This is a genomic window from Nocardioides sp. TF02-7 (assembly GCF_022437945.1).
Lineage (GTDB): Bacteria > Actinomycetota > Actinomycetes > Propionibacteriales > Nocardioidaceae > Nocardioides.
The window spans coordinates 3253541-3272635 of sequence record NZ_CP092535.1; the positions used below are offsets into that span (position 1 = coordinate 3253541).

At 72.7% G+C, this 19095-nt stretch carries 16 protein-coding genes and 3 pseudogenes; 11 read left to right on the top strand and 8 right to left on the bottom strand.

Annotation, left to right across the window (positions count from 1 at the left end; translation table 11 throughout):
- Nucleotides 1-40 precede the first annotated feature (40 nt).
- The 8 genes and pseudogenes from metG (at nt 41) to MF408_RS16765 (ending at nt 9354) form a co-directional block, all read left to right on the top strand.
- Nucleotides 41-1834, top strand: a pseudogene (gene metG / locus MF408_RS16730) (methionine--tRNA ligase).
- A 56-nt stretch (nt 1835-1890) separates the two neighbouring features.
- Complete coding sequence (locus tag MF408_RS16735) at nt 1891-2112, top strand: hypothetical protein (RefSeq protein WP_240248643.1); 222 nt, start codon at nt 1891-1893, stop codon at nt 2110-2112.
- Between the two features lie 1080 nt (nt 2113-3192).
- Nucleotides 3193-3726, top strand: a complete 534-nt coding sequence (locus tag MF408_RS16740) for a GNAT family N-acetyltransferase (RefSeq protein ID WP_240248644.1) — start codon at nt 3193-3195, stop codon at nt 3724-3726.
- 16 nt (nt 3727-3742) lie between these two features.
- Nucleotides 3743-4633 (top strand): alpha/beta hydrolase, encoded by an 891-nt coding sequence (locus MF408_RS16745; protein WP_240248645.1) that lies wholly within the window; start codon nt 3743-3745, stop codon nt 4631-4633.
- 41 nt (nt 4634-4674) lie between these two features.
- Complete coding sequence (locus MF408_RS16750) at nt 4675-5991, top strand: Mur ligase family protein (protein WP_345893751.1); 1317 nt, start codon at nt 4675-4677, stop codon at nt 5989-5991.
- Between the two features lie 37 nt (nt 5992-6028).
- Nucleotides 6029-6424 (top strand): DUF4233 domain-containing protein, encoded by a 396-nt coding sequence (locus MF408_RS16755; RefSeq protein ID WP_240248646.1) that lies wholly within the window; start codon nt 6029-6031, stop codon nt 6422-6424.
- A gap of 36 nt (nt 6425-6460) precedes the next feature.
- Entirely contained in the window at nt 6461-9193 is a 2733-nt protein-coding gene (gene secA, locus MF408_RS16760) for a preprotein translocase subunit SecA (protein WP_240251975.1), read from the top strand.
- A complete protein-coding gene (locus MF408_RS16765) occupies nt 9190-9354 on the top strand; it encodes an SEC-C metal-binding domain-containing protein (protein ID WP_240248647.1) in 165 nt (54 codons plus the stop codon). Before secA ends, MF408_RS16765 begins: the two co-directional genes overlap by 4 nt.
- Before the next feature lie 18 nt (nt 9355-9372).
- Here MF408_RS16765 and MF408_RS16770 read toward each other — a convergent pair whose 3' ends face one another.
- Nucleotides 9373-9894: an Rv3235 family protein gene (locus tag MF408_RS16770; RefSeq protein WP_240248648.1), complete on the bottom strand. Its 522-nt coding sequence runs from the start codon at nt 9892-9894 to the stop codon at nt 9373-9375.
- Entirely contained in the window at nt 9891-10562 is a 672-nt protein-coding gene (locus tag MF408_RS16775; RefSeq protein ID WP_240248649.1) for a LysM peptidoglycan-binding domain-containing protein, read from the bottom strand. Before MF408_RS16775 ends, MF408_RS16770 begins: the two co-directional genes overlap by 4 nt.
- Before the next feature lie 303 nt (nt 10563-10865).
- Between MF408_RS16775 and MF408_RS16780 the strand changes: the two genes are divergently transcribed.
- Complete coding sequence (locus MF408_RS16780; RefSeq protein ID WP_240248650.1) at nt 10866-11210, top strand: hypothetical protein; 345 nt, start codon at nt 10866-10868, stop codon at nt 11208-11210.
- Nucleotides 11211-11214: 4 nt separating this feature from the next.
- Here MF408_RS16780 and MF408_RS16785 read toward each other — a convergent pair whose 3' ends face one another.
- From MF408_RS16785 to MF408_RS16815, 6 genes and pseudogenes are all read right to left on the bottom strand, one after another.
- A complete protein-coding gene (locus MF408_RS16785) occupies nt 11215-11553 on the bottom strand; it encodes a sec-independent translocase (RefSeq protein ID WP_240248651.1) in 339 nt (112 codons plus the stop codon).
- 27 nt (nt 11554-11580) lie between these two features.
- Nucleotides 11581-12757, bottom strand: a pseudogene (locus MF408_RS25695) (P-loop NTPase).
- 124 nt (nt 12758-12881) lie between these two features.
- Nucleotides 12882-13277: pseudogene (locus tag MF408_RS16800) on the bottom strand (DUF1003 domain-containing protein); the annotation flags it as partial.
- Nucleotides 13278-13329: 52 nt separating this feature from the next.
- On the bottom strand, nt 13330-14610 hold the full coding sequence (locus MF408_RS16805; protein ID WP_240248652.1) for a CBS domain-containing protein: 1281 nt from the start codon (nt 14608-14610) through the stop codon (nt 13330-13332).
- Between the two features lie 9 nt (nt 14611-14619).
- Nucleotides 14620-15705, bottom strand: a complete 1086-nt coding sequence (locus tag MF408_RS16810) for a hypothetical protein (protein ID WP_240248653.1) — start codon at nt 15703-15705, stop codon at nt 14620-14622.
- A gap of 52 nt (nt 15706-15757) precedes the next feature.
- Nucleotides 15758-16957, bottom strand: a complete 1200-nt coding sequence (locus MF408_RS16815; protein WP_240248654.1) for an acyl-CoA dehydrogenase family protein — start codon at nt 16955-16957, stop codon at nt 15758-15760.
- Between the two features lie 130 nt (nt 16958-17087).
- Between MF408_RS16815 and MF408_RS16820 the strand changes: the two genes are divergently transcribed.
- Nucleotides 17088-17270 (top strand): DUF5302 domain-containing protein, encoded by a 183-nt coding sequence (locus MF408_RS16820; protein WP_240248655.1) that lies wholly within the window; start codon nt 17088-17090, stop codon nt 17268-17270.
- 70 nt (nt 17271-17340) lie between these two features.
- On the top strand, nt 17341-19095 hold the full coding sequence (locus MF408_RS26995) for an ATP-binding cassette domain-containing protein (protein ID WP_345893752.1): 1755 nt from the start codon (nt 17341-17343) through the stop codon (nt 19093-19095).

Sequence of the window (19095 nt, forward strand, 5' to 3'; positions counted from 1 at the left end):
GCCGCGCAGCTGTCGCGGCGCCGCCTCTAGGATCGACGCCATGAGCCGTGTCCTCTCCGCCGTCGCCTGGCCGTATGCCAACGGCCCGCGCCACATCGGCCACGTCGCCGGTTTCGGCGTGCCCTCCGACGTGTTCAGCCGCTACCAGCGGATGGCCGGCAACGACGTCCTGATGGTGTCGGGCTCCGACGAGCACGGGACGCCGATCCTGATCGCCGCCGACGACGCCGGGGTCGCGCCCCAGGAGCTCGCCGACCGCAACCACCGGCTGATCGTCGAGGACCTGGTCTCGCTCGGCGTCACCTACGACCTCTACACGCGGACCACGACGCGCAACCACGAGGCGGTCGTGCAGGAGCTGTTCCTCGGCGTCCACCGCAACGGCTACTTCGTCGAGCGGACCACGTTCGGGGCGATCAGCCCGTCCACCGGCCGCACCCTGCCCGACCGCTACATCGAGGGCACCTGCCCCACTAGGGCTACGACGGCGCCCGGGGCGACCAGTGCGACAACTGCGGCAAGCAGCTCGACCCGCAGGACCTGGAGAACCCGCGCTCGCGGATCAACGGGGAGACCCCGGAGTTCGTCGAGACGCAGCACTTCTTCCTCGACCTGCCGGCGCTGGCCGACGCGCTGGGGGAGTGGCTCGACCAGCGGGAGGCGACCGGCCTGTGGCGGCCGAACGTCATCCGCTTCTCCAAGAACATCCTCGAGGAGATCAGGCCGCGGGCGATGACGCGCGACATCGACTGGGGCATCACGATCCCGCTCGAGGGGTGGCGCGACAACCCGACGAAGAAGCTCTACGTCTGGTTCGACGCGGTGATCGGCTACCTGTCGGCGTCGATCGAGTGGGCCCGCCGGCTCGGTGAGCCCGACCGCTGGCGCGACTGGTGGAACGACCCGGAGGCGCTGTCCTACTACTTCATGGGCAAGGACAACATCACCTTCCACTCCCAGATCTGGCCGGCCGAGCTGCTGGCCTACGCAGGCCAGGGGAGCCGGGGCGGCGAGCCGGGCCAGTACGGCGTGCTCAACCTGCCGACGGAGGTCGTCAGCTCGGAGTTCCTCACGATGGAGGGTCGCAAGTTCTCCTCCTCCAAGCGGGTGGTGATCTACGTCCGCGACCTGCTCAGCCGCTACCAGCCCGACGCGTTCCGTTACTTCGTGGCCGCGGCCGGCCCGGAGAACCAGGACGCCGACTTCACCTGGGCCGAGTTCGTGCGGCGCACCAACGACGAGCTGGTGGCGGGCTGGGGGCAACCTGGTCAACCGCACGGCGAACCTGATCCACAGGAACTTCGGCGAGATCCCTGCCGCCGGCTCGCTCACCCCGGAGGACGAGGCGGTGCTCGCCGTCGCCGAGGGGGCCTTCGCGACGGTCGGCGACCTGATCGGCCGGCACCGGCAGAAGGCGGCGGTCGGGGAGGCGATGCGCGCGGTCGGCGAGGTCAACAAGTACGTCTCCGACCACGAGCCGTGGAAGCTCAAGGGCGAGGAGCAGCGCGAGCGGCTCGGCACGATCCTCCACGTCGCCGCCCAGTGCGTGGCCGACCTCAACCTGGTGCTCGCGCCGTTCCTGCCGTTCTCCGCCAACGAGGTCGACCGGGCGCTCGGCGGCAAGGGCGACGTCGCGCCGATGCCCCGGATCGACGAGGTCGACGACCTGGACGGCGGCGCGGCGTACCCGGTCATCACCGGCGACTACTCCGGCTTCCCCGCCTGGCGGCGTCACCCCGTCGAGCCGGGCACCCCCGTGGCGAAGCCGACCCCGGTGTTCACCAAGCTCGACCCCGCGGTCGTCGACGAGGAGCTCGCCCGGCTCGAGGGGTGACTGCTCGGCGGGTGGGCTGCCCGGGTGAGCCCGGTGCCGCTGGGTACTCGCCCCGCATGAGCGCGACGCCCGACCCCGAGCAGGCACGCGGAGCCACGCAGGCCGCCGTCGACGCGACGGCGACCGCCTACACCGACGACCCCGCGACCGACGTCGACCAGCGCCTGCGCGCGGAGCTGGAGCAGCGCGGCCTGACCGTCGACGACGCCTGGGTCGCCGAGGTCGCCCACCGGATCCGCTCCGGCCACCACGTGTCCTTCGACGGCGACAGCACCTGAGGGTCGTCCGGGCTTCTGGTTCCCGTCGGCTGCGCGGCGCGGGTGGCGGGTTGCCGGTGGTCGCGACCGACAGGCAGCGACGGGGAGGAGTGAGCCGCGGGTCGGGCGCCGCGGCCGGCGGCAGCGCCCACGGCCGCTACCCGGGTGTTCGAGCGACTCCCTCGGTGCTGTGACCGGTTTGAGCGCCCGGGGAGTGACTGGAACTCCGGGGAGTGACGATTGGTCACGAACCGCGGGCGCGGGGGCTGATTCCGTGCGGTTTGTGACCAATCGCGGCCCGCCGCCCGACCGCCCGCCCCGCCCCCGCACCTCCTCCCTCGTCGCTGCCTGTCGGTCGCATCCCCGGCGGACCTGTCGCCCGCACTCCGAGCCTGATGGGGCGGGTACCCGGGTGTTCGAGCGACTCCCTCGGTGCTGTGACCGGTTTAAGCGCCCGGGGAGTGACTGGAACTCCGGGGAGCGACGATTGGTCACGAACCGCGGGCGCGGGGGCTGATTCCGTGCGGTTTCTGACCAATCGCGGCCCGCCACCCGACCGCCCGCCCCGCCCCAGCCCTCTCCTCCTCGTCGCTGCCTGTCGGTCGCGACCCCGGCGGACCTGTCGCCCGCACTCCGAACCCCACCGCTCCCGGAGCACCGACCCCAGCACCCGAAACCCACTTGCCCCACCCCGGCCCCGGTGCCAGCCTCACCGCATGACGGACAACGCCGACGGCCACCGGGTCACCTTCACCACTGACGCGGCGGAGTTCCTCGACCGCGCCGGGGGAGCTGTTGGCCGCGGACCCGGTGCCGGCGACGGTGGTGGCCACCACGGCGCAGCGGGCGCGGGCGGCGGCGGAGCGCGGGGAGGACCCGCGCGGGGGCTGCCGTTCTGGTGGTTCGCGGTGGTGGCGGACCGGACCGGGGCGGTGGTCGGCGCGGCGATGCGGACGGCCCCGTTCGCGCCCTACCCGGCGTACGTGCTGTCGATGCCCGACGCGGCGGCGGAGGCGCTCGCCGACGCGATCCTCGACCGGGGCGAGGAGGTCGGGGGGCGTCAACGGCGACCGGCCGGCCACCGACGTGGTCGCCGCCCGGGTGGCCGCCCGCACCGGCACCGGGGTCGAGGTGCTCCTGCACCAACGGCTGTTCGAGCTCGGCGACCTGGTCGAGCCCCCGCCGGTGCCGGGCCGGCTGCGGGAGGCGCGTCCCGACGAGGCGGAGCTGGCGCTGAAGTGGATCCACCGGTTCTTCCTCGACGCCGACGAGCAGGCCGGCCGCGAGCCCGGGTCGGTTCACGACCCCGGGCACTTCACACTCGCGGACGTCGAGCGCAAGCTGGCCGAGGGCGTGCTGTGGTTCTGGGTCGACGAGCACGACGTACCCGTCCACCTGACCGGCGCCAACCCGCCGGCGTTCGGCACCGTGCGGGTGGGTCCGGTGTTCACGCCGGAGGCGCTGCGCGGCCGTCGCTACGGCGCCGCCGGTGTCGCGGCCGTGTCCCGCCTGCTGCTCGAGCAGGGACACCGGCCGATCCTGTTCACCGACCAGGCCAACCCGGTGTCGAACCGGCTCTACGAGCAGCTCGGCTACCGGCGAGTCGTCGACACCGTGCAGCTCGTGATCGGCTGACTCCTAGGGTGGCGCCATGGCGCTCCACCCCCAGGCCCGCAAGGCGATCGAGCAGTACGAGTCCGAGCTGCGGGTGAACGACCCGGCCTACGACGTCGCCGCCGCCCGCGCCCGCGACCACGCCGAGGCGCTCACCGCCCCGCGGGAGGACGTCGCGGAGGTGCGCGACGTCGACGCCGGCGGCGTGCCCGCCCGGCTCTACCTGCCCGAGGGGTACGACGCCGTGGTGCTGCACGCGCACGGCGGCGGGTTCGTCCTCAACGACGTCGAGATCCACGACCCGGCGGCCCGGCGGCTCGCCAACCGCACCGGCGCGGCCGTGCTGAGCGTCGACTACCGGCGGCCGCCCGAGCACCGGTTCCCGGCCGCCCCCGACGACGTCAGCGCCGCGCTGGCCTGGCTCGACGAGCAGCCCGGCCTCGCCGGCCTGCCCACCTTCGCCCACGGCGACAGCGCCGGCGCCAACCTCGCGCTGGTGACGGCGCTCCGGCGGCCGGAGCGGTTCGCGGGGGTCGCGCTCGTCTACCCCTTCCTCGACCCCACGACGTCCTACGACTCCTACCGGACCGCGGCCGAGGGCTTCGACGTCGCCGAGGCCGCCTGGTACTGGCAGCAGTACGCCGCCGGGCCTGCCGACCTGGAGCACCCCGACCTGGCGCCGCTCCGGTCGGACCGGCTCGGCCTCCTCCCGCCCACGCTGGTCGTCACGGCCGAGCACGACCCGCTGCGCGACGAGGGCGAGCACCTGGTCGAGCTGCTCGCCGACGCCGGGGTGGAGGTCGTCGGCACCCGCTACCTCGGGCAGATCCACGGGTTCTGGCGCCACGACCGGGTGTTCGACGCCGCCGAGCCGCTGATGCGCCAGGTCGCGTCGTGGATCCGGATGCAGGTGGAACGGGGCCGGTGACAGGGGCCGACGGAGGGGGGCGCCGTAGACTCGCGCCCGCCATGACCGATCCCGCCGCCCGTGCCGCCGAGACCTTCGCCGAGGCCGAGGACGCCCTCCTGTCCCGGTGGCCCGAGACCCGCCTGGAGCCGTCGCTCGACCGGATCCGCGCCTTCACCGAGCTGCTCGGCGACCCGCAGCGGGCCTACCGGTCGGTGCACCTGACGGGCACCAACGGCAAGACGTCGACGGCGCGGATGGTCGACGCGCTGCTGCGGGCCCTCGACCTGCGCACGGGCCGGTTCACCAGCCCGCACGTGGAGCGGATGAGCGAGCGGATCAGCATCGACGGCGAGCCGCTGTCGGACGAGGACTTCGTGCGGGCGTTCAACGATGTCGCCCCCTACACCCACCTCGTCGACGAGAGCGAGGCGCACCCGCTCTCCTTCTTCGAGACCGTCGTCGGCATGGCGTACGCCGCGTTCGCCGACGCCCCGGTCGACGTCGCCGTGGTGGAGGTCGGGATGGGCGGCTCGTGGGACGCCACCAACGTGATCGACGCCGACGTCGCGGTGGTCACGCCGATCGCCGTCGACCACGCCGGCTACCTGGGCCCCACGCCGGTCGCGATCGCGGAGGAGAAGGCCGGGATCGTCAAGGAGGGTGCGACCGTCGTCGTCGCCCTGCAGACCCCGGAGGTCGCCAAGGTGCTGCTGCGCCGCGCCGCCGAGGTCGGCGCCACCGTCGTCCGGGAGGGCGTCGACTTCGGCGTCGTCTCCCGGGTGCCCGCCGTCGGGGGGCAGTCGGTGACGCTGCAGGGCCGCCGTGGTCGCTACGACGAGCTCTTCCTCCCGCTCTACGGCGCCCACCAGGCGCAGAACGCCGTGGTCGCGCTGGCCGCCGTGGAGGCGCTGGTCGGCGGCGACGAGCCGCTCGCCGACGAGGTCGTCCGCCAGGCGTTCGCCGAGGCGACCTCGCCGGGCCGGCTGGAGGTCGTGCGGCGCAGCCTGACCATCGTGCTCGACGCCGCCCACAACCCGGCGGGTGCCGAGGCGACCGCGGCTGCGCTCGAGGACTCCTTCCGGTTCGACCCGCTGGTCGGCGTGGTGGGCGTCATGGGCGACAAGGACGCCGAGGGGTTCCTCGCCGCGTTCGAGCCGCACCTGCGGCACGTCGTGGTCACCCAGAGCTCCACCGCCCGGGCGATGTCCGTCGACGACCTCGCCCGCACCGCGATCGAGGTGTTCGGTGAGGACCGGGTGATCGTCGCCCCCGGCTGGCCGACGCGATCGACCAGGCGGCCGGCCTCGCCGAGGCGGCCGCCGGGTCCGGCGACGCGCTCGGCTCCGGCGCGGTGCTCGTCACCGGCTCCGTCGTGACCGTCGGTGAGGCGCGCCAGCTGCTGCGGGGCCGTCGGTGAGCGGGGCGGTCCCCGCGCGGGGCGGCCGGTCGCCGCGACGCGCGATGTGCGCGGCGGTCCTGTCGCTGGAGGCGATCACGCTCGGCCTGACCACGCCGGTGATGATCACCATCGCCGACGTCGACCCGCCGGTCGCGCTGACCGTGGGCCTCGGCCTGGCGGTCGGGTGCCTGGTCGTGGCCGGCCTGCTGCGGGCGGAGTGGGCCTACTGGCCGGGCCACGCGGTGCAGGTGGCGGCGGTGGCGCTCGGGCTGGTGGTGCCGCTCATGTTCGTGCTCGGGGGGATCTTCGCCCTGCTGTGGGGGACGGCGTACTGGCTGGGCCGGAAAATCGAGCGGGAGCGGGAGGCGGCGTACGCCGCGTGGGAATCCCGCGGGGAATCTGACGACTAGCGGCCGCTCGGTAGAGTGGCAGCCGTGCCCATGATCATCGACAAGCTCCTCCGCATCGGCGAGGGCAAGATCCTCCGTCAGCTCGAGGCCGTGGCCAAGGCTGTCAACGCCATCGAGGACGACTTCGTCAAGATGTCCGACGACGAGCTCCGCGGCATGACCGACGAGTTCCGCAAGCGCCTCGCCGACGGCGAGACGCTCGACGACATCATGCCGGAGGCCTTCGCCACCGTCCGCGAGGCCGCCAACCGCGTGATCGGCCAGCGCCACTACGACGTGCAGATCATGGGTGGCGCGGCGCTGCACATGGGCAACATCGCCGAGATGAAGACCGGTGAGGGCAAGACGCTGGTCGCCACCCTGCCGTCGTACCTCAACGCCCTCGAGGGCAAGGGCGTCCACGTCGTCACCGTCAACGACTACCTGGCGAAGTACCACGCGGAGTGGATGGGCCGCGTCCACCACTTCCTCGGCCTGACCACCGGCGTGATCCTGCCGCAGATGAAGCCGGCCGAGCGTCGCGAGGCCTACGCCTGCGACATCACCTACGCCACCAACAACGAGCTCGGGTTCGACTACCTGCGCGACAACATGGCCAGCGCGCTCGAGGACTGCGTGCAGCGCGGCCACAACTTCGCCATCGTCGACGAGGTCGACTCGATCCTCATCGACGAGGCGCGGACGCCGCTGATCATCAGCGGCCCGACGCAGGACGAGGTGAAGTGGTACGCCGAGTTCGCCAAGATCGCGCAGAAGCTCACCCGTGACGTCGACTACGAGGTCGACGAGAAGAAGCGCACGATCTCCGTCCTCGAGCCGGGCATCACCCGCGTCGAGGACCACCTCGGCATCGAGAACCTCTACGAGGCGGCCAACACCCCGCTGATCTCGTTCCTCCACAACTCCATCAAGGCCAAGGAGCTGTTCCGGAACGACAAGGAGTACGTCGTCATGAACGGCGAGGTGCTCATCGTCGACGAGCACACCGGCCGGATGCTCGCGGGCCGCCGCTACAACGACGGCCTGCACCAGGCGATCGAGGCCAAGGAGGGCGTGAAGGTCCGCGAGGAGTACCAGACCCTCGCCACGATCACGCTCCAGAACTACTTCCGCCTCTACGACAAGCTCTCCGGCATGACCGGCACGGCGATGACCGAGGCGTCGGAGTTCGACAAGATCTACAACCTCGGCGTGGTCCCGATCCCGACCAACAAGCCGATGGTCCGCAAGGACCAGCCCGACCTCGTCTACCGCACCGAGGAGGCGAAGTACGACGCGGTCGTCGACGACATCGCCGAGCGGCACGAGAAGGGGCAGCCGATCCTCGTCGGCACGGTCTCGGTCGAGAAGTCGGAGTACCTCGCCACCCAGCTGAAGAAGCGCGGCATCCCGCACACGGTCCTCAACGCGAAGGTCCACGCGGAGGAGGCGAAGATCGTCGCGCTGGCAGGCCACAAGGGCGCGGTCACCGTGGCCACCAACATGGCCGGTCGAGGCACCGACATCATGCTCGGTGGCTCGGTGGAGTTCCTCGCCGACCAGGAGCTGCGCAAGCAGGGCCTCGAGCCCACTGGCGAGACCGCCGACGAGTACGACGAGAAGTGGCCGGAGACGCTCGAGCGGATCAAGGCACAGGTCGCGGCCGAGCACGACGAGGTCCGCGAGCTCGGCGGCCTCTACGTCATCGGCACCGAGCGGCACGAGTCGCGCCGGATCGACAACCAGCTGCGCGGCCGGTCCGGTCGTCAGGGCGACCCGGGCGAGTCCCGGTTCTACCTGTCGCTCCAGGACGAGCTGATGCGGCTGTTCAAGTCCGACTGGGTCGACCGTGTCCTGCTGATGCTCAAGATCCCCGACGACGTCCCGATCGAGAACAAGCGGGTCACGAACGCGATCGCCAACGCCCAGGGGCAGGTCGAGTCGCAGAACTTCGAGTCCCGCAAGAACGTCCTCAAGTACGACGACGTCATGGACCGCCAGCGCAAGGTGATCTATGCCGAGCGTCGCGAGGTGCTCGAGGGCGTGGACCTCGAGGAGCAGATCCGCGGCTTCGTCGACGACGTCGTCACCGGCTTCGTGACCGGCGCGCTCGACGAGTTCTCCGAGGAGTGGGACCTCGAGCAGCTGTGGACCGACCTCAAGCAGTTCTGGCCGGTGTCGATCGACCACCGCGAGCTCGTCGAGGAGGCCGGCAGCCAGGCGGCGCTCGAGAAGGGCGACCTGATCGAGCGGCTCAAGGCCGACGCCCAGGCCGCCTACGACCAGCGCGAGGAGGAGGTCGGCGAGGAGGTCATGCGTGAGCTCGAGCGCCGGGTCCTGCTCTCGGTCCTCGACCGCAAGTGGCGCGAGCACCTCTACGAGATGGACTACCTGCGCGAGGGCATCTACCTGCGCGCCTACTCGCAGCGCGATCCGCTGGTGGAGTACCAGCGCGAGGGCTACGACATGTTCGCCGCGATGATGGACGGCATCAAGGAGGAGACGGTCGGCTTCCTCTTCAACCTCGAGGTCCAGGTCGAGGAGGAGGAAGAGGGAGGAGTTCCACTACCACGCCGACGGCACCCGCCACGCGGGCCCGATGCACCCGGGCGCGTTCGCGGAGCCCCCCGGTGGAGGTGGAGCCGATGCGGCGGGAGCTGCCGTCGGAGCCGCAGCCGGCAGCGGCCGGACAGGCCGCCGCGGCGGGCCAGGCGCCGCGGATCCGGGCGAAGGGCCTGGAGAAGCCGAAGCAGCCGCAGTTCCTGGCCTACTCCGCGCCGAGCGACGTGACCGGCGAGCCGGAGGTCAAGGGCACCACGGCCAGCAACGCCGACGACGAGTACGCCGAGGTCGGCCGCAACCAGCTGTGCCCCTGCGGCTCGGGCAAGAAGTACAAGCGGTGCCACGGCGCGCCCGGCGGCCCCAGCGGGCTGACCGCGCGGGTCTCGTAACCGGCGAGCGGTCGGGGCTCAGGAGTAGTCCAGCGCGCTGCACAGCCAGCGCTGCCGGACCCGCTCGAACCGGGTGGCGAGCGCGCGCGACCGCTCGCCGTACCGCACGTGGACGGCGGCCTCGACGACGTCGGTGCTGAGGAAGCAGGCGTGCACGCTCAGCACGCGGGGGCGCACCGGCTGCACCCGGGCGAGGCCGGGCTGGTGACCGCCAGCGCGGGCGACGAGCAGGGCGCGGCGGCGGAGGTCGGCGTAGACCTCGGGGGTGGTCCAGCGCAGGAGCTGGGACGCCGGGCGGTCGCCACCGACGATCTCGACCGCGGCTTGGACGTAACGACGGGCCCACTCCTCGACGGCGCGGCGCTGGCGCTGGTCGATCGGCACGACCACCGATCCCGCCCCGGCGTCGCCCGCCGGCGGCGGCGGCTCGTGCCGCGGCAGGATGGCCAGGGCGAGCGTGCCCTGGGTGGCGGCGACGGGCACCGGGAGGCGCACGCCCGTGGGGCGGAGCGGGAACGGCGTCGCGACGGTGTCGGTCATCGGTGCTCCTGCGGCTGGTGAGGCGGCGGCAGCACGAGCTGCTGCCCGGGGTGGATGAGGTCGGGGTCGGGGCCGATCTCGGCGGCGTTGACGGCGTGGACGCGCTGCCAGTACGCCGTGACCTCGGCCGCGCTCGCCGCGCCGTCGAGCCGGTCGGCGGCGATCGTCCAGAGCGAGTCACCGGTCCGCACCCGATGCGTCTCCGGCGCCGCCGGCCGCCGCGCACCGCCGGTCGCCCGGTCGGGCAGCGGCAGGCCGGCCAGGAGCTCCTGGCCGACCCTCGCCGGTGGATCGGTGCGGGGAGAGCGCTCGTCCGGGACCGGGCCGGTCGCCGCCGCGGCGGGCGCCCCCCAGGGCGGCGGCCCCGCAAGCGAGGAGGACCAGCGCCCGCAGCGGCCCCGGCCGGCGGGCGCGAGCGGCCGGCAGACGGCCGAGGACGACCCGCACGGCCACGTCGGTGGTGAGCAGCCACAGCCACCCCGCCGCGACGAGGGCCGCGGCCGCGCAGCCCCGGTGAGCAGGTCGGCGAAGGTGACCGGCCGGTCGCCACGCAGCGGCGCTGCCACCACCGCCGCGGCGGCCGTCGTCAGCGCGGCGGCGACACCGGTGACGAGCACCCAGACGGCGCAGCAGCGGAGCCGTGCCGGTGGTTGCGAGCAGACGTACATCCCGAGATCGCCTTGCGTGTGCTTGCGTTTGCTTACGTTTGCGTCAGTCTGCGTCCACTGGTGCTCCGCGTCAATCTGCTTTCCACAGACGTCTGTGGTGGGCTGACGACATGGGCTGGGAGGACGAGCTGTTCGCGCTGTTCGACGACCTGGAGGACCAGGCAGGGGCGCTCGCGGCAGCGGAGCGCGACGCGGAGGTCGCCGACCGCAGCCGCGCGGAGTACCAGCAGGTCACCCTCGCCAGCCGGTTGATGGCGTCGGCCGGGACCGACGTGACGCTGGTGGTGGCCGGGGGTCGGTCCGGTGTCGGGCACCCTCGAGCGGGTCGCGGCCGACTGGTTGCTTCTCTCCTCCCGGCCGCACGACTGGGTGGTCAGCACCGGCGCGATCAGCACGGTCGAGGGAGCATCGGTGCGGTCGGTTCCCGAGGTGGCGTGGTCGCCGCTGACCCGCCTCGGCCTCGGGTCGGCGCTGCGGCGGGTCGCCGAGGCCGGTGAGCGCTGCATGCTCCACCTGCGCGACGGCAGCCGGCACGAGGGGACGCTGCGCCGGGTGGGCGCCGACTTCTGCGAGCTGGTGACGGGGGAGGAGCGCCGGCTGCGGCTGGTCGCGTTCGACGCGCTCGCCGCGGCGCAGTCGCTCGGCTAGGACCTCAGGTCGCGTCGACGTCGTACGGCGGCCGCTCGCCCGGGCCGAGCGGGCGCTGGCCGGGCCGGCGCCTGCGGCGCGGCTCGTCGTCGTCCTCCTCGGCCATCGCCTCGGCGATGTGCTTGCGCACGATCACCCGCGGGTCGAGGTCCCGCAGCTCCAGGTCGGAGAACTCCGGACCGAGCTCGGAGCGGAGCTCGTCGCGCGCGTTGTTGGCGAACTGCCGGACGGTGCGCAGCATCCGGCCCGCCTGACGCGCCAGGTCGGGCAGCCTGTCGGGGCCGAAGACGAGCACGGCGAGGAACGCGATGACGACGAGCTCGCCGAAGCCGATGCCGAACACCCGCTGCCCCCGCCGTGCGCGACCGGGTCAGAACTTGCTGGTCGGCGTGAGGCCGAGCTGGAGGCCGGCGAGACCGCGCCCGCGGCCGTCGATCCGGTCGGCGATCTCCCGGAGGGCGGCTGCGGCAGGTGACGTCGGGTCGGACTCGACGATCGGCTTGCCGACGTCGCCGCCCTCGCGGAGCGAGATGTCGAGCGGCACCCGGCCGAGGACCGGCACGTCGTAGCCGAACCGCTGGGAGAGCGTCGCCGCGACCCGGTCGCCGCCGCCGGCGCCGAACACCTCGAGCCGGTGGTCCTTGCCCTCCGCGGTGCAGTGCGGGCACGGGAGGTAGCTCATGTTCTCGACCACGCCGATCACCCGCTGGTGCATCATCGAGGCCATCGTGCCGGCGCGCTCGGCGACCTCGGTGGCGGCCTCCTGCGGGGTGGTCACGACCACGACCTCGGCGCCGGGGAGGTGCTGACCGAGCGAGATCGCGACGTCGCCGGTGCCCGGCGGGAGGTCGAGGAGGAGGACGTCGAGGTCGCCCCAGTAGACGTCGGACAGCATCTGCACGAGCGCCCGGTCGAGCATCGGGCCCCGCCAGGCTGACGACCTGGTCGCGCCGCGGCTTCAGCATGCCGATCGAGATCACGGAGACGCCCGACGGGGTCGGCACCGGCATGATCAGGTCCTCGACCTGGGTGGGCCGCTGGTCGGCGACGCCCAGCATCGCCGGCACCGAGTGGCCGTAGATGTCGGCGTCGACGACGCCCACCTTGCGGCCGGCGCGGGCCAGCGCCAGCGCGAGGTTGACGGTGACCGACGACTTGCCGACGCCGCCCTTGCCGCTGGCGATCGCGACCACCTTGGTGAGCGAGCCGGGCTGGGCGAACGGGATCTCCCGCTGCGCCGCGCCGCCGCGGAGCTGCTCGTGCAGGGAACCGCGCTGCTCGGCGCTCATCACGCCGAGGTCGAGGTCGACCCGGCTCACGCCGTCGACCGCGCCCACGGCGGCGGTGACGTCGCGGTTGATCGTGTCCTTCAGGGGGCAGCCGGCCACGGTCAGCAGCACGCGGACGCTCACGACGCCGTCGTCGGCGACGTCGACCGTGTCGACCATCCCGAGCTCGGTGATCGGGCGCTTGATCTCGGGGTCGTTGACCGTGGTGAGCGCGGCGGTGACCTGCTCGACGGTGGGGACCGGGTGCGTGGTGCTCACGACAACCGAGTCTACGGAGCGTCCGCGGGGGAGGACGACTCGCGCCCCCGTGAGACGTCCCACCCTCGGCGCGCCGCCCCGCCCCGCGCTCGTCGTCGCGCTCCTCGAGCTCCGTGAGCAGCGAGCGCAGCTCGGAGCGCAGGTAATCGCGGGTCGCGACCTCGCCCATCGCCATCCGCAGCGAGGCGACCTCCCGGGCGAGGAACTCCATGTCGGCGTGGGCGCGGGTGGCCGCCTCGCGGTCCTGCGCGGCGATCACGCGGTCGCGGTCCTCCTGCCGGTTCTGCGCGAGCAGGATCAGGGGGGCGGCGTAGGACGCCTGCAGGCTGAGCATGAGCGTCAGGAACACCATCGGGTACTGGTCGAACTTCAGCTCGTCCGGGCCGACGGTGTTCCACAGCGCCCAGACGACGACGAAGACGGTCATCCAGATCAGGAAGCGCGACGTGCCCATGAACCGGGCGAACCGCTCGGCGAACACCCCGAACGCGTCGGTGTTGTACGTCGGCCGCCGGACCAGCTGCCGACGCGTGGAGCGCGGGGTGTCGAGGCGGTCGACGGAGCGGCGGGTCTCAGCCACGGGGCGCCTCCGGTCCCATGGTGCCCTGGTCGGTCGACACGGCGCGCTCGCGCCAGTTGGCCGGCAGCATGTGGTCGAGGAGGTCGTCGACGGTGACCGCCCCGAGGAGGCGGCGGTCCTCGTCGACCACGGGCGCTGCGACCAGGTTGTAGGTCGCCAGGTGGGCGGCGACCTGGTCGATGCTCGCGTCGGGACGCAGCGCCTCGAGCTCGTCGTCGAGCGCGCCGGCAACCAGGGTGGAGGGCGGCTCGCGGAGCAGCCGCTGGATGTGGGCGACCCCGAGCAGCTTGCCGGTCGGCGGCTCCAACGGCTGGCGGCAGACGTAGACCAGGGCGGCGAGCGCCGGCGTGAGCTCGGGGTTGCGGACGTGGGCGAGCGCGTCGGCGATGGTCGCGTCGGGGCCGAGGATCACCGGCTCGGGCGTCATCATCGCGCCCGCGGTGTTCTCGACGTACTTCATCAGCCGCCGCACGTCCTCGGCCTCGCCCGGCTCCATCAGCTGCAGCAGGATCTCGGCCGTCTCCGGCGGCAGGTCGGCGATGAGGTCGGCGGCGTCGTCGGCCGACATCTCCTCGAGGACGTCGGCGGCGCGCTCGGAGTCGAGCCGTTCGAGGATCCCGACCTGGTCCTCCTCGGGCAGCTCCTCGAGCACGTCGGCGAGCCGCTCGTCGTCGAGCGCCAGCGCCACCGCCGTACGCCGCTCCACCGGGAGGTCGTGCAGGACGCTCGCCGCGTCGGCCGGGCGCATCTCGTTGATCGCCGCGACCAGGTGGGTGGCGCCCTGGCGGGCGTCCTGGCGGGCGAGGCCGGTGACGTCGTCCCACTCGGCGACGTGGGTCTGTCCGCGGCGGCGCAGCCCCTTCGACGGCTCCTTCACCGCGACCCGGCTGAGCACCCAGTCGCGGGTGCGGGCCCGCTCCATCCCGATGTCGAACACGGTGCCGGTGACACCGGAGCTCTTGATCGTGACCGTGCGGTCGAGCATCTCGCCGATGACGAGGGTCTCGGTCGTGCGCTGCTCGAAGCGGCGCATGTTGAGCAGCCCGGTCGTGTAGACGTGGCCGCTGTCGATGGCGGTCACCCGGGTCATCGGGAGGAACACGCGGCGCCGCCCGAACACCTCGACCACCATGCCCAGCACCCGCGGCTGGGCACCCTCGACGCGCATGGTCACGACCAGGTCGCGGACCTTGCCGACCTGGTCGCCCTGGGGGTCGAAGATCGGCAGGCCCACCAGCCGGGCCGCGAAGACGCGGGACGGGGCGCTGCTCACGCTCCGAGGCTATCGGTCCGGCGCCCCGGATCCGTGGCGCCGGACCGGTCGTGCGGCCGTCAGCCCGCCCGGCCCCTTGCCGCCCGCGGCACGTGCGACCATCGCCGCCAGCGCTGCCAGGGCGGCCTCGGTCACCAGGTGCGGGTCCACGTCCTCAGGGCGCACCCCGGGCACCGGCACGGGGGCGAGGTCGGACCAGTCGCCGACGCAGCGCACGCCGGACTCCTGCAGCGCCGCCACCGTCGCGTCGGTCTGCTCCCGGACCCAGCTCGGCGGGTCGAGCGAGAGCCGCGGCTCGTCCGCGGCGCGCGCAGCCAGCACCTTCTTGGCGAGCAGCCGCTTGCGGACCATCATCGCGTCGGGCCAGGGGTGCCCCTGCTCCTCGAGCAGCTCGTTGAGGCGGCGGACGACGAGCACGGACGCCAGTCCGAGCGACTCGTTGGGGCGCGGCGACGGCACCGTCGGGTCGAGCGGGATCGCCGCCGCGTCGGCGAACCGGCGGGGCAGCTCGGTGCGGTCGGCGCCCTTGGGCGGCACGACCACGACCGTCACCCGGTCGGCGCCGAGGCGGTCGGCCCAGCGGCGCACCATCCGGGCGACGTCCTGCTGCTTCCAGAACGTGCCGCCCGCCGACTGCGGGTCGGGCTCCTCGGTGCGGCGGTAGGGCGCCGCCGCCTCGGCGGCGGCGTAGTAGTCGTCCCAGGTCCAGGTGCGCCCGTTCTGGACGGTCTCCTGCCACATCGAGACCAGCGTCCGGTTGAGGTCGCGCACGGTGACGACCACCTCCACCGGGGCCGGCTCGAGGTCGGGCAGCAGGTGGCGGAAGACCTTGTCGGTGGCGGCTCCGAGCAGCTCGTGGGAGAGCACGGCGGTGCCGGGGTGGTCGCGCACCTCGCTGCGCATCGCCTCCCACAGGTCGCGCGGCCCCCGCGGGAGCCGGCCCTGCATGAGGGCGTCGATCTGCTCCACCCGGTCGCGGCCCGGTACCAGCACGCCCGCCGCGGCCAGCTCGGAGCGCTGGGCGAACAGCAGGTGCTGGAGGTACGACGAGCCCGACTTCATGGTGCCGATGTGCAGCACCACGCGTTCCGCCACCGCAAACCCCTCCGTCGTCTCCGTCGTCCTGTGCCGACCGGCGTACGCCGGGTCAGGCCTGGAGCTTGTAGTCCTCGAGCAGCCGGCGCCCGATGATCATCTTCTGGATGTCGGAGGTGCCCTCGCCGATGAGCATGAACTTGACCTCGCGCATCAGCCGCTCGATCTCGTACTCCTTGGAGTAGCCGTAGCCGCCGTGGATGCGGAAGGAGTCCTCGACGACCTCGTTGGCGTACTCCGAGGCCACCATCTTGGCCATGCCGGCCTCGACGTCCATCCGCTGCCCGGTGTCCTTGAGGCGGGCGGCGCGGACCATCATGTTGTGGGCGACCTCGACCTTCGTGGCCATCTCGGCGAGCCGGAACAGGATCGCCTGGTGCTGGGCGATCGGCTTGCCGAAGGTCTTGCGCTGCTGGGCGTAGGCGACGCCGAGCTCGAAGCCGCGCCAGGCCAGGCCGCAGGCGCGGGCGGCGACGTTGACGCGCCCGACCTCGACGCCGTCCATCATGTGGAAGAAGCCCTTGCCCGGCTCGCCGCCGAGGACCTGGTCGGCGGAGATCCGGTGGTCGTCGAGGACGAGCTCGGTGGTCTCGACGCCCTTGTAGCCCATCTTGTCGATCTTGCCGGGCACGGTGAGGCCCTGGGCGGTCTCGCCGAAGCCGGGCTCCTTCTCGACGAGGAAGGTGGTCATGTTCTTGTAGACGCTGTCGGCGCCCTCGTCGGTCTTGGCCAGGAGCGCGACCAGGGTGGAGGTGGCGCCGTTGGTCAGCCACATCTTCTGGCCGGTGATGGAGTAGCCGCCGTCGTCGAGGCGGGTGGCCTTGGTGGTGACCGCGGAGACGTCGGACCCCAGGCCGGGCTCGGACATCGAGAACGCGCCGCGCACCTCGCCGGCCGCCATCCGGGGGAGGTACTTCCGCTTCTGCTCCTCGGTGCCGTGCTGCATAAGCATGTAGGCGACGATGAAGTGGGTGTTGATGACGCCGGAGACGCTCATCCAGCCTCGCGCGATCTCCTCCACGCACAGGGCGTAGGTCAGCAGCGACTCGCCGAGCCCGCCGTGCTCCTCGGGGATCATCAGGCCGAAGACGCCGAGCTCCTTGAGCCCCTCGACGATCTGCTCGGGGTACTCGTCGGCGTGCTCGAGGTCCTGGGCGACCGGGATGATCTGCTCGTCGACGAAGGTCCGGACGGCCTTGAGGATCTCGGTCTGGTCCTCGGTCAGTCCGTCGGTCTCACACAGGCGTGGCATCGGTCCTCTTTCCTGCCGGGGCGATCGCGGCGACTCTACCGGCGGGTCACTTCTTATCGGCTTCCCTCCCTCGGCGCGAGATGCGAGGGTGGGTCGGGAAGTGAGGCATCTCACGAACCGAGGAGGAGCGATGGCTGCCCCAGGGGCGAACGACGACCTCAAGGCCCGGATGCGCGAGGCCCTGGACCGGAAGAACAACCGGGAGAAGGGGGTCCACGAGGACCGTCCGGCGAAGGAGAAGGCGCACGGCTCGGAGGTGGTGGGGGGCGCTCCCAAGATGCACCGGCGCAAGGCCGGCGGGGGCGGCGCCTGAGCGGTTCGCGTCACGACCCCGGCCGTGCCGCTTGACCCTGACGCAGCGTCAGGGTTCCAGCATGGTCGGCATGACCACTGCAACCCCTGCCGTCGACGTCGTCGGGCTGACGAGGTCCTACGGCGACCACCACGTCCTGAAGGGCGTCGACCTGCGGGTCGAGGAGGGCACCGTCTACGCCCTGCTCGGCCCCAACGGCGCCGGCAAGACCACGCTCGTCCACATCCTGTCCACCTCGCTCGCTCCCGGCGACGGCGACGTCCGCGTCGCCGGCCACGACGTACGGCGGGAGGCCGGCCGGGTGCGCGCCGCGATCGGCGTGACCGGGCAGTTCTCGGCGGTCGACGAGCTGCTCACCGGGCGCGAGAACCTGCGGCTGATGGCCGACCTCGCCCACCTCGGCCGGGCGGCGGCGACCACGGCGGTCGCGGAGCTGCTCGACCGGTTCGACCTGGTCGACGCGGCCGACCGCCGGGCGCAGACCTACTCCGGCGGGATGAGGCGACGGCTGGACCTGGCGATGACGCTCGTCGCACGGCCGCGGCTGATCTTCCTCGACGAGCCGACCACCGGTCTCGACCCCCGGAGCCGGCGCGAGCTCTGGTCGGTCGTGCGGGGAGCAGGTCGCCTCCGGCGTGACGGTGCTGCTGACGACGCAGTACCTCGACGAGGCCGACCACCTCGCCGACCGGATCGGCGTGCTCGACGGCGGCCGGCTCGTCGCCGAGGGCACCGCCGCCGAGCTGAAGCGGAGGGTGCCGGGCGGGCACGTCGCCGTGCGGTTCACCGACCCCGCTGGCCTGGCGGCCGCCGCGGCGCTGCACCCCGACGCCGTCGTGGACACCGGCGCCCTCGCCCTCCAGGTGCCGCACGACGGCAGCCTTCCCGGCCTCCGGCGGGTGCTCGACGCCCTCGACGAGGACCGGGTCGACACCGTGACCGTCGGCACCGCCGACCTCGACGACGTGTTCCTGGCGCTCACCGGCCGCGCGGCCCGGCCCCGGACGGCCGAGGAGGTGCCGGCATGAGCGCCACCACGACGTACGCCGCCCGCGACTCGCTCACCATGCTGCGGCGCAACCTGCTGCACATCCGGCGCTACCCGTCGGTCTCGGTGATGCTGGTCGCCCAGCCGATCCTGTTCCTGCTGCTGTTCGTCTACGTCTTCGGCGGCACGATGGGTGCCGGCCTCCCTGGCACCGGAGCGGGCGGTGGCCGCGAGGACTACCTCGCGTTCATCACGCCGGGGATCCTGATCATGACGGTCGCCAGCATCGCGCTCGGCACCGCCATCGCCATCGCGATGGACATGACCGGCGGCATCATCGCCCGGTTGCGGACGATGGACATCGCCCGCTCCTCCGTGCTGACCGGCCACGTGCTCGGCGCGGTGCTGAGGACGTCGTTCGCGCTCGTCGTGGTGATCGGCTTCGCCGTGCTGCTCGGCTACCGGTCCGACGCCGGTCCCGCGGGCTGGCTCGGCGCGCTGGGGCTGCTCCTGCTGCTGGCCGTCGCGCTGACCTGGCTCACCGTCGGGATGGGGCTCGCCGCCGACAGTGTGGAGACCGCCAGCAACACGCCGATGTTCCTGGTGGTCCTGCCGTTCGTCAGCAGCGGGTTCACGCCCACCGACGCGATGCCCTGGGGGCTGCGCCACTTCGCGGAGCACCAGCCGCTGACGCCGGTCATCGACACCCTCAGGGCGCTGACGACCGGCACCGAGGTGGGCGGCGACGGGTGGCTCGCGGTCGGGTGGTGCCTGGTCATCGCGCTGGTCGGCTACCTCTGGTCGCGGCGCCTCTACACGAAGGTGCCGGCCCGGTGA

Bases quoted from the DNA above. Each gene is read 5' to 3' on its own strand.
- MF408_RS16735 (WP_240248643.1), top strand. From the start codon at position 1,891: ATGAGCGCGACGCCCGACCCCGAGCAGGCACGCGGAGCCACGCAGGCC.
- MF408_RS16745 (WP_240248645.1), top strand. From the start codon at position 3,743: ATGGCGCTCCACCCCCAGGCCCGCAAGGCGATCGAGCAGTACGAGTCC.
- MF408_RS16750 (WP_345893751.1), top strand. From the start codon at position 4,675: ATGACCGATCCCGCCGCCCGTGCCGCCGAGACCTTCGCCGAGGCCGAG.
- MF408_RS16770 (WP_240248648.1), bottom strand. From the start codon at position 9,894: ATGACCGACACCGTCGCGACGCCGTTCCCGCTCCGCCCCACGGGCGTG.
- MF408_RS16775 (WP_240248649.1), bottom strand. From the start codon at position 10,562: ATGTACGTCTGCTCGCAACCACCGGCACGGCTCCGCTGCTGCGCCGTC.
- MF408_RS16815 (WP_240248654.1), bottom strand. From the start codon at position 16,957: ATGCCACGCCTGTGTGAGACCGACGGACTGACCGAGGACCAGACCGAG.
- MF408_RS16820 (WP_240248655.1), top strand. From the start codon at position 17,088: ATGGCTGCCCCAGGGGCGAACGACGACCTCAAGGCCCGGATGCGCGAG.
- MF408_RS26995 (WP_345893752.1), top strand. From the start codon at position 17,341: ATGACCACTGCAACCCCTGCCGTCGACGTCGTCGGGCTGACGAGGTCC.